Here is a 15419-nt window from a genome sequence, read left to right as displayed (position 1 = left end):
TTGCACAAATGAAAGCCATTGTGCCCGTGTATCGAGAATCCAGTGCTCTGTTATCCGTGTTAGAAGCGGGTTATATGGGGCAGTTGTTACGCAGCAGACAAGCTGACTTTAATGTACAACTGTCGCCCGTAAGCGGTGTTGACTTCGATGCCATTAGCCAAGATTTCAAGCTTGATGACGGTCATACCTTTATGCACGCCATCTTGGGCAGTGCGTCAGTTCAGGGCGAGCAAGCGCAACAAGCAAATACCTTATTTAACTACTTGCAAACACATCGTAGTGCGTTGCATGGGCATTGCGCTAATCATGTTGATCCTATTCATTCTGATGTGCCGTTCAGTGTTAAAAACGAAAGTGCTGCGTTCCCAACACAAGAAGAAAAAGACAAACTTAAAGGTGTAGTCAATGTTCGCCAGTTTCCTGCCGACAGCGCTCGAATTCGCCTGGCTGAGCAGCCTTTACGAGAAGCTTATTACAATGCTCGCGCCACAAAGCGCGATTACAGCGAAGCCCCGGTTCCATTTGAGCAATTCAGCAAATTCTTATCATTGCTACAACAAAGACAAACTGGTCGTAGCGAGCTATATGGTTCGGTTACTCAAAGCCAGTCGGTGAAAACTTACCTGTACGTTAAAGAAAATGGCGTGCATGGTGTTGATAAAGGGGTGTATTACTACAATCCCATTGAGCATGAGTTGACGCTGGTTTCATCGGATTTATCTGTAGAATTAAAATCCTGTTACACCCCATTTAATAGAAAACATGCCCAGCAATCCAAATTTTGTGTGTTTTTGGTGTCATCTATTGCTGAAATGTCGCAGACCTTTGCTAAAGACAGCGCTTATCTCGCATTGTTAGATGCAGGTTATATGGGGCAGCTACTGGTAGACCGACAAGCCGAGTTTGATATGGGCGTGTGTCCAATTGGTGGTTTGTTATTCGACAAAATTCGCGCTGACTTCAAATTAGACCCAGAAGATTTATTACTGCACAGTTTTGTGTGCGGCAGCCACGCCACGCCGTTGCCGGCGGATTGGCGCTACTTAGAAGCTCACAGACGCCATGCTGAAACCTTACCGGCGGCTCATACTGCAAACGAAATGGCGATTGTGGGTATGAGTGGCAGATATCCGGGCGCAGAAAATCTGGAGCAATTCTGGAAAAATCTGCAAGCCAGCCAGGACAGCTTCACTAATTTGCCTCTTGAGCAGGTAGAGCAATATCGAAGTAGCAAAGAGCATCGAAATGGTTTTGCCCAAATGCATCACCGGGGAGCTTTCTTAAAAGACGTCGATTGTTTCGATTCGCTGCTGTTTAAAATGTCGCCTTTAGAGGCCAGAAGTATCGACCCGCAAGAACGCCTTATGATGGAAGTGGTGTGGGAGTGTCTTGAAAATGGCGGTTACACCAGCAATGAATTGAATCGGGTTGCTGGCAAAGTGGGCGTGTTTGTGGGAGCTATGTGGGATGATTATCAGCACTATGCCGGGCTTAATGTGCAAGATGGTCGCCATGTGCCGGTTATTTCTCTGCATTCGTCGATTCCTAATAGTGTTTCTCACTTCTTTGCCTTTAGTGGGCCAAGTATTGCGCTGAATACATCGTGTTCGTCGGCCATGACTGCGATTCATTATGCCTGTAACAGCCTCGCCAATGGCGAATGTCGTGCGGCGATTGTCGGTGGTGTGAATATTATGAGCCATCCGTATCACCACCAAATGTTACAAGGCTTGGATTTGCTTTCTAAAGATGGTCAATCCCACCCATTTGGTAAATTAGGCAGTGGTTTTGTGCCGGGTGAAGGCGTTGGGGCAATATTGGTGAAATCCAGGCAAGATGCACTGCGTGATGGGGACTATATCCACGGCATTATTAAAGGCACAGCCGTGGGTTACAGTGGTAAGAGCGTGGGTAACGGGTTATCTAAATCTGAGCAGCAAAAAGCGTCGATGTTAAGTGCTATTGATAACGCAGGTGTGAGCATTGGCTCTATTTCCTATATCGAAGCTGCGGCACCGGGGGCTAGCATTGCTGATGCATCGGAAATGTCTGCGCTGAAAGATGTGTTCAAACCCCTTGCTCAAAATGCATCTACTGTTTACGTGGGCAGCGTTAAATCCAATATCGGGCATTTGGAGTCGGCTTCTGCCATGTCGCAGCTTATGAAAGTATTGCTGCAAATGAAGCATAAAACACTATGCCCCACCATTAATGTTGGTGATGTGAGTCCATTGATCAATTTAAAAGACAGTGGCTTAGCCATTGTTGAAGGCGTAACACGCTGGGAGCCTTTAAGTACGGATGAAAGCGCTGCTTCCCAAGGTGAATATTTGCCGCGCAGAGCGCTGATTAATGCGTTTGGCGCGACAGGCTCAGGCGGTCATGCCGTGATAGAGGAATATATTCATCATCAACCAGTTAAAGAAGACAGCGAAAGCGTTATCTTGTTGTCTGCGGCGACAGAGCAGCAGTTAATCCAGTTAGCGCAACGCTTGGTCGATTATCTGGCAGATCCTGCCTCGTCAGCCGTTAGTTTAATTGACATTGCCTATACCTTGCGTGTTGGTCGCGTATATATGGCACAAAGGCTGGCATTGGTAGTGAGCTCGCGCCATGAATTACAGCAAAAGTTAAGCGACTTTATTCAAGGTGGCGATGTGTTAGGTTGTTTCACTGGACGCGCTTCTGTGCAGACAACAGAAACCGCTGTACAGGTGTCGAGCTTGTTCACCATTGCTGAGAAGTGGGTAAGTGGCGCAGTGTTCTCTTGGGAGGGTTTTGACAAGGGGAATGAACAACGTGTGCCTTTGCCAAGTTACCCATTTGCAAAAGACCGACATTGGGTTCGTTCCGAAGGGGGGTTGTCAGTATCAGGTGAAGTTTATTCACAGCAGGCTCATTCAGAAGCCAACCCGGATAATGCGCAAGAGTCATTGCTGATCCACGTTGAAGATTATCTTAAAGCTTTGTTTTCAAAAGTGTCGGAAATCCCGGTTTCTCGTATTCACTCAGAGGCTACATTCGATGAGTACGGTATGAATTCGTTGATGATCACGCAACTGAATGCAGCATTGGAGCAAGACTTTGGCGAATTGTCTAAAACCTTATTCTTTGAGTATCAGACCATTCGAGCCTTGTCGAACTACTTCATCAGCCATCATTTAGCTCAGCTTAATACCTTGATGGGTGTGCCGGAGGTAGCTGTAGCGAAAATGCCTTCTAAGTCCAACACAGCTAGCGAGAATGAGTATTTCGCGTTGCAGGCCACCATGCCTAATGCCAAACCTGAACCCGATATCGCGATAGTAGGGGTTAGCGGACGTTATCCGCAATCTGCTACGGTCGAAGCTTATTGGGATAATCTGCAAAGTGGCACCGATTGTATTTCTGAAATTCCAGCTTCACGGTGGGATTATCACGCCTACTACGATAAAGACAAAACATCACAGGGTACTATTCGTTCCAAGTGGGGTGGGTTTATTGAAGGGATTGATGAGTTCGATCCGCTGTTCTTCAAGATTTCACCTATTGAAGCGGAGTTTATGGATCCGCAAGAGCGCCTTTTCCTGCAAACCGTATGGCATACTTTTGAAGATGCGGGCTATAGCCCGAGCAGCCAGAACATTTCTCAGCATAAAGTTGGGGTGTTTGTGGGCGTGATGTATGGTGAGTATCAGTTATTCAGCACGTCGGACAATGTCAGAAAAGAAGGCATGGCGGTTGGAGCATCCTATGGTTCCATTGCCAACCGAATTTCATATACCTTCAATTTAACAGGCCCGAGCATGGCTATCGACACGCTTTGCTCTTCGTCGTTAACGGCGCTTCACTTGGCTGTAAAAAGTATTAAGGGAGGCGAGTCAGAAGCTGCCATTGTGGGGGGGATTAACTTGTCTATGCATCCCAACAAATATGTGATGCAGGCGCAAACCAATATGTCTGCCTCTGATGGGCGTTGCCGCAGCTTTGGTGAAGGTGGTGATGGCTTTGTTGCCGCAGAAGGCGTAGGCGCGTTGTTCATTAAGCCTCTTAATAAGGCCAAGCAAGACAGAGATAACATTTACGGCGTTATCAAAGGCACAGCAATCAATAACGACGGTAAAACGCATGGTTATACCGTGCCAAATCCTAATGCTCATGCCAGTATGATAATGGATGCCTTGCAAACTTCGGGCATTAATCCTGAATGGATTAGCTACATTGAGGCTCATGGTACAGGCACATCTTTGGGCGATCCCGTTGAGATTACCGGATTGAGCAAAGCTTTTAGGCAATTTACCGATAAAAAACAGTTCTGTGCCATTGGCTCTGCAAAGTCGAATATTGGTCATACCGAAGCGGTAGCAGGTATTGCAGGTATCACTAAAATACTGTTGCAAATGAAGCATCAAATGCTAGTGCCTTCACTGCATTCTTCGACACTCAACCCCAATATCAACTTTGAACAATCGCCTTTTTATGTTCAACAAGAGCTGACCGAGTGGAAACGTCCTCAAATCGAAAACAATGGTGTTATCACTGAAGTACCAAGAATTGCGTGCATTTCCTCACTGGGTGCGGGCGGTTCAAACGCTCATGCCATTATTCAGGAATATGTGCCTGAAGACACCGTGAAAAACGATTGTTCAGAAGCGACAACAGTGATGATCCCTTTGTCGGCTAAGGATCCACAGCGGTTGCAGGAATATGTAAAGCAGTGCGTCGATTATATTCGCAATGCCCAAAAGCAGGGGATGTCTATCTCTCTTGTTAACCTTGCCTATACCATGCAGGTTGGACGTGAAGCTATGGAAGAGCGCCTTGGCTTTGTCGTATCTTCCGTGCAGGAATTAGAAGAAAAACTACAAGCTGTGCTCAATGAAGAGCAATTCATAGAAGGGGTATATATAGGTCAAGGTAAAGATACACGCGTGTTGTCGGTGTTTGATGCTGATGACGACATGGCGTCTATAGCCTTAACCTGGGTCAATAAAGGCAAATACCATAAACTTCTGGATCTTTGGGTTAACGGCTTTGATTTTGATTGGAACCGTCTATACACCGAACATCATCCTGCTCGTATCAGCGCACCTAAATATCCCTTTGCCAAAGAGCGTTATTGGGTTGGCGGAGAAACAGTACAGGCAAGCAAAAAGCTTACTGTATCGACTATTCATCCGTTACTTCATGAAAATACCTCGGATTTATTCGAGCAGCGCTTTACGTCAACCTTCACTGGCGATGAGTTCTTTTTGCGAGATCATCAGGTAAAAGGTGAGAAAGTCCTTCCTGGCGTGGCTTATCTGGAGATGGCGCGTGCAGCAGTGGAAAAATCCGCAGGCAGAATGCTTGTCGAAGAATTTGAACAGGAAGCAATAATCACCTTGAATCATGTTGTCTGGACGCAACCGATTACAGTTAGCGGTGCAGCCAAAGAAGTCCATATTGCTTTAGGTGAAAGCGATAATCAGCAGATTCACTTTGAGATTTACAGTGAATCAGAGCAGGGCGAGGAAGTCACACACTCCCAGGGGGAAGTAGCATTTGTTGTAGAGGGAGCGCCTGAGTCGTTCGTTGTGGAAGACATTAAAGCGCGTATGACTCAAGGGGTGTTGGATGCCAAAACCTGTTACCAGACATTTGATGCCATGGGGTTGAACTATGGTGCGGGGCATCAGGGTGTTGTGGAAGTGTATCAGGGGAATGGTGAAATACTGGCGAAATTGGCACTTCCTCAAGCGGTGTTAAACACACAGCAAGACTATGTATTGCATCCCAGTTTGATGGATGCAGCATTGCAATCGACCCTTGGCCTGATTTTAAACAGTCAGAAGCAAGATGGTGATAGCGCGAAAGTGAATTTGCCTTTTGCCCTGGAGTCATTACAGATTGTTCGTGCTTGTACCGAGACCATGTACGCCTGGGCGCGTAGTTCGGTGGCAGACAGTGCCACCTCTAAGCGTGTACAAAAACTGGATATCGATTTGTGTGATGAACAAGGCCAGATATGTGTGCAGATGAAAGGATTCTCTTTCCGGGTATTGGAAAGTGCTTCTGAGCCAAGCACTGCAACCGTAATGCAGGAGGTATCTCAACAGCAAGAACTTGAAAAAACAGGAACTTTGTTTGCCAAGCCCGTGTGGCAGCAAGCCCCGGTTTCTGATCATCAAGACACGCAACAGTATGCTGAGCATCACATAGTCTTGTGCGGATTAAATGGTATTCAGCCAGAGGAATTGACCAATCTGATACCAACCAGTCAATGCACTGTTTTGCAAACGCAAGATGAAGCTCCAACGCTTGATACCGAATTTAGCGAATATGCAGCAGCGCTTTTTGAGCAGCTTAATGCCCTGATGCAGTCTAAATCGCAAGATAAAGTGCTTGTACAAGTTATTGTACCGCTTATTGCTTCGGGCTCAGTGTTTGTAGGATTGTCAGGATTGCTGAAAACCGCAGTTCTGGAAAATCCTAAAATTGTTGCACAGTTGATTGCTATTGACGCCTCAATGAGTGCCGAGGTTGTGGCGAAACAATTGCAGCAAAGTGCGCAGCAGCCCAGCGATACTCTGGTGAAATATCAAGACAATGCGCGCTGGGTGCAAGGTTGGGAAGAGATATTGGTGGCACAAACGCAACCAGACTGTGTCTTTAAAGAAGGCGGTGTTTACCTGATCACTGGTGGTTTGGGTGGCTTGGGATTGATATTCGCCAACGATATTCTCCGCAATACTCAAAATGCAAACGTTATTCTAACAGGCCGCTCAGCATTATCGGCTGAAAAACAAAAAGTGCTCGATGGTTTGAAAACTAAGGGCAGCAATGTTGATTATCGTATCGTGGACGTGACTGAGAAAGAACAGGTTCGCGACTTGATTGCCTACGTTAAGCAGGTCTACGGTGAATTGGACGGTATTATTCATAGCGCTGGCGTTATGGCTGATAATTTCATGCTTAAAAAATCTGTCGAGGAGTTTAAGCAGGTGCTTGCGCCAAAAGTGGCCGGTGCTGTCAACCTTGATGAAGCTAGCCAAGGTATGCAGCTCGACTTCTTTGTGTTGTTCTCGTCAGGCACAGGTGTAACCGGTAATCCTGGGCAGGCAGATTATGCCAGCGCCAATGCCTTCATGGATCAGTTTGCACATTATCGCAACACCCTGGTTGCTCAAGAGCAACGCAGTGGTCACACCTTATCGGTTAACTGGCCGCTTTGGAAAGAAGGCGGTATGCATGTGGATGACACCATTGAAGCTATAATGAAACAGGCTACAGGCATGATTGCCATGAGCACTGAAACAGGCGTTAAAGCTTTGCATCAGTGTTTACACTTCGGGTATGGGCAAGTGCTGGTCATGGAAGGCGAGTTAGGGCAGATGCGAGCAGGTTTATTGGCTCCTTCGACGGCTGGCAAAAAGGAGCCAACAGTTGCCCTTGCGGTTTCAGAATCTGAAAGGCTGGCTAAAACCATTCCTCATGATAATGCAGTCGTTTCGGGCAATGTAAAAGAGAAGCTGACAGGTGATATATCAAGTAAAACCTTGCAGTATTTGAAGCAGCAATTTTCAGCGATATTAAAACTGCCTGCGAGCAAAATTGACGCGCAAGCGCCGCTAGAGCAATACGGCATGGATTCCATTTTGGCGGTGAGCCTCACTGGAAAACTGGAAAAAACCTTTGGTTCGTTATCCAAAACCCTGTTCTTTGAGTATCAAACGATTGCTGAACTGGCTGCGTATTTCGTTGCGTCGCATCATTCGCAGTTGGAGTCTTTGTTTGATGTCGCTGAGTCAGGGGCAAATACCGTTGCGGTGGCGACACAGGCAAGCCCTGTAACGACGAGTAACTCGACCAGTAAAGCCACACTTGGTATGCGTAAGAGAAAGCGCTTTACTCCTGTGTTAAATCAAAAATCTCAACCTGAAACCTCAGCATTGAACGTTGCGATTATTGGTTTAAGTGGTCGTTATCCGGAATCTCGAGATATCGAAGCGTTCTGGAACAATTTACAAGCAGGTAAAAATTGCATCACGGAAATTCCTGCTTCTCGTTGGGATTGGGAAGAGTTTTATCATGAAGATCCAAGCAAGCGGGGATTCCATTCAAGTAAATGGGGAGGGTTCATTGAAGGCGTCGATGAATTTGACTCGTTGTTCTTTAATATTTCTCCGTTGGAAGCCATGGTTATCGATCCGCAAGAGCGATTATTCTTGCAACATGCGTGGATGGCCATCGAAGACGCCGGCTATACACGAGAATCGCTACATAAACCTGGCCAAGGGCAATTAGACGGATTGGTGGGCGTGTATGTCGGGGTGATGTCGGGAGACTATCAACTCTATGGTGCCGAGGAGAGCTTGAAAGGCAACCGCATGGCGATCGGTGGTACTTATGCCAGCATCGCTAACCGAGTGTCATACGTGCTTAACTTGCATGGACCAAGCATGACAGTGGATACCATGTGTTCATCGTCCTTAACCTCGATTCATTTAGCGTGTCAGGATCTAAAACACCACAAAACTGATTTAGCCATTGCAGGTGGTACTAACCTTACCATTCACCCCAATAAATACCTGGGCTTGAGCGAAGCGCAATTTATTTCAGTGAAGGGTCATTGTGCCAGTTTTGGCGCTGGTGGAGATGGTTATATTCCCGGTGAAGGTGTGGGGGCTGTATTGCTTAAACGCCTGGACGACGCCATTGACGATGGCGATCACATTTATGGTGTTATTCTTGGCAGCGCCATCAACCATGGTGGTAAAACCAACGGTTACACCGTGCCTAATCCGAAAGCACAGCGTAGTGCTGTTGAAATGGCGTTGGCCGAATCGCAAATTAACCCGAGCAGCATCAGTTATGTTGAAGCTCATGGCACAGGCACCAAGTTGGGCGATCCCATCGAAATTAATGGACTGAGCCAGGTGTTTGGCAAGTTTACCCAGGAAATCGGCTTTTGCCAGATAGGCTCGATCAAGTCCAATATTGGTCATTGTGAAGGCGCAGCGGGTATAGCTGGATTAACTAAAGTGTTGTTGCAAATGAAGCATAAGAAAATTGTGCCTTCACTGCATTCTTCAAGCTTAAATCCGAATATCGACTTTGAGCGCTCACCGTTTGTGGTGAATCAGGAATTGAAAGAGTGGCAACGCCCGGTATTAGACGGGCGTGAACAACCCTTAATTGCGGGGATCTCATCGTTTGGTGCTGGTGGCAGTAATGCCCACATGGTCATTTCCGAATATCGACAGGAAGAACAAGTGCCTGTCATCGTATCGGAAAGCCCTGTGGTTGTGCCTTTGTCGGCGAAAACCCCTGCGCAGTTAAAAGAAGCGGCGAGTAACCTGATGGCGTTTGTTCTGCGTCATATTTCTGCTGAAAACCAAGCTACGCCTGAAAAGATAGCGTCGCTTGATCTACTTAACCTTGCTTACACTCTGCAAATTGGCCGTGAAGCTATGGAACAACGTGTTGGTTTCATTGTGTCTTCTTTGAATGAGTTGAGCGAAAAGCTCAACGCTTTTGTGTCGGGTCAGGAAGACATTGCAGAATGTTACGCAGGCCAGGTGACGGGTAATAAAGAGGCGCAGTCTGCATTGTCGGCTGATGCACAATTACAGGAAGCCGTTGCAAACAAAAATGTATCGAAACTACTGGAGTTTTGGGTTAAGGGATCCCCGATTGATTGGAATAAACTCTATCAGGTATCGAAACCCAAGCGTATCAGCTTGCCTACTTACCCATTTGCCAAGCAACGCTCCTGGTACTCAGATATTCGAGCTATTAATCTGGGGTCTAAATTAACCCCGGCGGTTGATTCAGCGCCTATTGCTGTGTTGCATCCTTTGGTGCATGAAAACACCTCCAATTTCATGGAACAACGCTTTACGTCTCGATTTACTGACACTGAGGCTTTTATCGCCGACTATCAAGTGAAGGGTGAAAAGCGTCTGCCTAATGTGGCGTATTTTGAGATGGCACGGGCAGCCCTTGAAAAAGCCTCTGGCAAAGCTCAAGGAAGCACAAGCATTACACTGAAAAATATGCGTTGGGAGCATCTTGTTTTAGTAAACGCTACACCTAAAGAAGTGCATATTGCTTTGTTTGATGAAGGGAGTGATAAAGCGCTTTATGAAATTTATAGCGCTGGTGCTGACGGACAAGAAGCGCTTTTGCATTGCCAGGGAGAAGCCGAATTTCACGCTAAAACTGCTGCTGTGATAGATATTAAAAAGCTACAGACAGAAATGGCCCAAGCTTCGTTGACGGGCAAGGAATGCTATCAAGCCTTGCAAGCGGCGGGTATTGAACGTGGCGCCACTTATCAGGGAATACAGGCAGTTCATCAGGGGGAAAACCAGTTATTGGTAACACTTTCTGTGCCTACTGATGATATGCAAAAAGGCTGCGTTCTGCCCCCGAGCATTATCGATTCGGCGCTTCAGGCTGTTGTGGGGCTAATGGATATTGCTCCAAGAGGCAGTGTTCCTCAGCCGGATTTGCTGTGTTCCATCGAGTCTTTAGAATCTGTGGCTCCTTGCGCACCGACCATGTATGCGTGGTTACGATACTCTGATGGTTTGTCGCAAGGTCAGGCAACGTCTGCAAAACTGGATATTGAACTGTGTGATCAGCAAGGCAATGTGTGTGTCAAAATGCGTGGTGTTGAATATCAATTTGATATGCATAAACCAATAAAAGCGCACGCAACACCTGTTGCAAAAGCAAACAGTTCAGTTGTGGCTCAAGGTGAAGTGAAAAGCTCGAAGGTAATTCGTTTAACACAAGCAAGTCATGTTGCTGCTATAGACGACCAGCCTTCTACAACACTACGCAAAAACGCGACGATCAGTCTGTCAACGTTGACAGACGAGGTGTTTATTGCAGATAAGCAGCCGGTTTCTCTTTCGGTTGTTCCGACTCCATCCAGCGTTAATCTGTACAGCCATGAGAAAGGAGTGTTTTCGCTACAGATCAATACCGATGATAACGAGAATCTATTGTCGGGAGAGATGATTCAGAAGCTTGGTAACGCAATGGATGAATTGGCTCAGAATACTGAGGTGAAAGTGCTGATTGTCACCGGCATGGAGCAGGCGTTCTTAAGCGGTGGCAGAGCCGAGCTCAACCAGGCTTTGGTCGCTGAGCTGCACAAAAAAATCACACTGTTCCCCTATCCCGTGATTGCTGCGATGCAGGGGAGTGCCACAGGCGCTGGCTTCTTTATTGCCAGTTTGTGTGACTTCCTGATTTGCAACAAAGACAGTCAGTATTTCTATACCCAAGCACAATTCGGGTTGTTCCCAAGCGAGCAGGAAGATGCTTTCTTTAGTGAACGATTTGGCGAAACACTTGCTACCGATCTGTTGTACTCCAACGAGACTCCAAAAGGTTCAGAGTTGGAAATGAAAGGGTGGGGTTGTCAGTTTGTCGCACATGATCAAGTGATTGATGCTGCTCATGAGTTAGCCTCAATATTTGCGGATATGCCACAAATATCACTACGAGAGCTGAAACTGCATTTGTCCAGAAAAACACGGGGCATAGTTAAACAGCTAAGTGTGGTCGTTAGTCCTGCAGTTGGACAAAGCCTGGCATTGTCACAGGATGTGTTGTCTCAGCGAGTTAGTAGCCCGTCTAACTTACTTGCGGTAGAAACCGATGCTTCTGGCGTATTGTTAGTAAAAATACTGCCTTATGAATCAAAACAGGATATCGAATCATTAGTGTCAGCGTTGGAAACCTTGTTTGCCCAACTGCAAGAAACTGCGGGTTACAGAGCGATAGTGTTGAGTAGTTCAAGTCGTGATTTTCTGCCGATGAATAGTGATGCCTATGCAACGGTTGTGCCTCGACTCCAGACACTGTTTTTACAGATGCAAGTACCTGTAATCGCGGCGCTTGAATTTAATGCTGGCAATGCTGCCTGGTTTTTGAGTTTGTGTTGCGATGCCTGCGTTTACAGTGAAAGTGGCGTTTACCATTTTGATAATGGCTTCTCAAGCCACAATCTTGTCAATGGCGATGTCGCAACCTTGTTGTCGTCCCGTTTTGGCCATCATTTGGCTAAGCAAATATTGTTTACTGGTGCGGCGTTTACCGGTATTGATCTAAAACAGCGACAACCAATATTAACCGTTGTATCAACAGGGCAGGTGCTTACAAGTGCGTTGGCGTTAGCGAAGTCTTGGTCTGATTCAAACTCTTGTGCATTTGTGAATAGCAAACACCGCTTGCAGGCTAACCTTGAACTGGTAGCCAGCTTGCCAGAAAATGCTATGGAAGAAAGTGAGGGCATATCTTACCTTTCCGATGTCCCTACTCGCATTCCGCTGAAATCCGAGGTGATTGAAGCCACTATATACCCAACGGGCGTACTGGTGGTGAAAATGGTTGACCGTGAAGCGCGAAACCTGTTCTCGGAGGCCATTGCCGAAGGATTGACAGAAATCTTCCTGCATATTCAACAAACATCGGCGTATAAGGTGGTGGTACTGACTGGGTACGACACCTACTTTTCGACGGGTGGCACAAAAGAAGGACTTATTGCCATTCAGGAAGGGCTGTTTAAATACTCCGATGCGCCTATTTATGAGTTCCCAATTCACTGCAAAATCCCTGTGATCGCTGCTATGCAGGGGCATGGAATTGGCGCTGGTTGGACATTCGGGATGTTCTCTGACTTTGTTTACTTCAGTCGAGAAAGCATCTATTCCACGCGTTTTATGAGCTACGGATTTACGCCGGGCGCGGGTTCTACCTTGTTATTTCCGCATCAGTTCGGTATGGAATTAGCAAGAGAATACCTGATGACTGCCAGTGAATACAAAGGCCACGATATTGATGCACGAAGCTCTTTGATGCCTGTACTTCCAAGGAAAGAAGTGTATGAGTCGGCGATGGAACTGGCGCAACAAATTGCGCAATTACCTCGCTCGTCAATTGTGGCGCTGAAACTGCAATTCACAAAAGCACTGAGAAGCCAATTAGATGAGATCTATAAGATTGAACTGGCTATGCACGACAAAACCTTTGTGAATAATTCCGAGGCGTTGACTCAAATAAAAGGCAAGTTTAATCAAGAGGTGGATTTACCTTCTTCTATTGTTAAGCCAGAAGAAGTTCAAGCAGCATCGGAGATGTCGCATTCGATCAAGCCTGGCCTGAAAAAGCTGTTAGCGGATGAGTTGTACCTGGATGAAGATTCTATTGGTGATGACACGCCGTTCCTGGAGCTTGGGCTTGATTCCATCACAGGCGTGACCTTTGTGAAAAAGATCAATCAGGAGTATGGCATTGATATTCCTGTGACCGAGATTTACACCTATGCGACCATTTCGGCACTCACAGGTTATCTTGAAGAGGAAATCACGAAGCTGGGTGGTGCTGATATCGAAATGGTTGAAGTACCAGAGCAAACATCTGTTGCAGAAGTGATTCAAGAAAAGTCATCTGTGCAGCCAGTACAACAGGAAAAAGTGGTAATTGAATCGGTTGTTAACAAAAATGATGAGGCATTTGCTGCTCTGAAATCAACATTGAAAAAGCTGCTCGCCGATGAACTGTATCTGGAAGAGGACACCATTGGTGATGACACGCCATTCCTGGAGTTAGGTTTAGACTCGATCACGGGAGTAACCTGGGTACGGAAAATCAATGAGGAATATAAGATTGATATTCCTGTTACTGAGATTTACACCCACGTCACTATTTCAGCCTTAACGGACTATTTGCAAGGCGAAATTGGAGAGGTAGGAGAGATCGCAATTCCAGAAACGGTTGCTGTGTCATCTGAGCCTTCTGTTGCCCCAGCTAAAAAGCCTGCGCAACAAAAAGCGTCATCGCAGAAACCAGCTCCGGAAGTCGAAGTGGCAGAGGAGAAAGCCTCGGTAGAGACAAGCAGTGAAAGCATTGCTTCTATCAAATTTGCTTCTATTAAAGCAACCCTGAAAAAGCTGCTCGCCGATGAACTATATCTGGAAGAGGACACCATTGGTGATGACACGCCATTCCTGGAGTTGGGTTTAGACTCGATCACGGGCGTAACCTGGGTACGGAAAATCAATGAGGAATATAAGATTGATATTCCTGTTACCGAGATTTACACCCACGTCACTATTTCAGCCTTAACGGACTATTTGCAAGGCGAAATTGGAGAAGTAGGAGAGATAGGAGAGATCGCAATTCCAGAAACGGTTGCTGTGTCATCTGAGCCTTCTGTTGCCCCAGCTAAAAAGCCTGCGCAACAAAAAGCGTCATCGCAGAGACCTACTTCGGCAGCCGAAGTGGCAGTTGAGAAAGCCTCGGCAGAGACAAGCAGTGAAAGCAGCGAAAGCTTCGCTTCTGTCAAAGCAACCTTGAAAAAGCTGCTCGCCGATGAACTGTATCTGGAAGAGGACACCATTGGTGATGACACGCCATTCCTGGAGTTAGGTTTAGACTCGATCACAGGCGTAACCTGGGTACGGAAAATCAATGAGGAATATAAGATTGATATTCCTGTTACCGAGATTTACACCCACGTCACTATTTCAGCCTTAACGGACTATTTGCAAGGCGAAATTGGAGAAGTAGGAATCGCAATTCCAGAAACGGTTGCTGTGTCATCTGAGCCTTCTGTTGCCCCAGCTAAAAAGCCTGCGCAACAAAAAACGTCATCGCAGAGACCTACTTCGGCAGCCGAAGTGGCAGTTGAGAAAGCCTCGGCAGAGACAAGCAGTGAAAGCAGCGAAAGCTTCGCTTCTGTCAAAGCAACCTTGAAAAAGCTGCTCGCCGATGAACTGTATCTGGAAGAGGACACCATTGGTGATGACACGCCATTCCTGGAGTTAGGTTTAGACTCGATCACGGGCGTAACCTGGGTACGGAAAATCAATGAGGAATATAAGATTGATATTCCTGTTACCGAGATTTACACCCACGTCACCATTTCGGCCTTAACGGACTATTTGCAAGGCGAAATCATCAAGCAAGGCGGAACGTTTGAACAGACTGTTCAGTCGGTGATTCAAGATCCTGCTCAGAAGATTGAACGAGCAACCACAGCTAAGGGAGGCGCTTCTCGTCGACAGCCAATTCGAAGCAGCAGCCAGAAAGTTACCGCTTCGATTAAGCAAGAAACGGCGAAAGAACAAGCAAGCCATGTATCTAATAATGGTGTAAAGACGGTTAACAACGCTGCTGTTGCAAAAGCAGCCAAGAGCAATGCAAGCAGCGGTGTATTGCTACCTTTCTCCGCTAGTGATTTGGACGGTTTGCAAGATGAAGTAAAGCAGGTTTTGACCTATTTGCAGACTCACCCCAAAACGGATTTGGTTTCACTTGCTTATACATTGCAAACCAATCAGGTAGATAGAGAAGAGCGTTTGGTTGTTCATGTAAATAGCGTTGAAGAGGCAACACGCAAGCTGGGTTATTGGCTTAAGGAGTCCGAGGCGGTTTCTTAA

Annotated in this window: 1 protein-coding gene (only partly in view); it reads left to right on the top strand. The window is 46.6% G+C overall.

Features of this window, described 5'->3' with window-relative positions; genetic code table 11:
* Positions 1 to 15419, top strand: partial view of an amino acid adenylation domain-containing protein gene (locus KIH87_RS10440; protein ID WP_232357835.1) — the 3' portion only. 2890 nt of this gene lie to the left of the window's left edge; only the last 15419 of its 18309 coding nucleotides appear in the window; its start codon lies beyond the left edge, outside the window; the stop codon is at positions 15417 to 15419.

It is taken from the genome of Paraneptunicella aestuarii (assembly GCF_019900845.1).
GTDB lineage: Bacteria > Pseudomonadota > Gammaproteobacteria > Enterobacterales > Alteromonadaceae > Paraneptunicella > Paraneptunicella aestuarii.
This window is presented reverse-complemented; position numbering and strand designations above follow the sequence as displayed.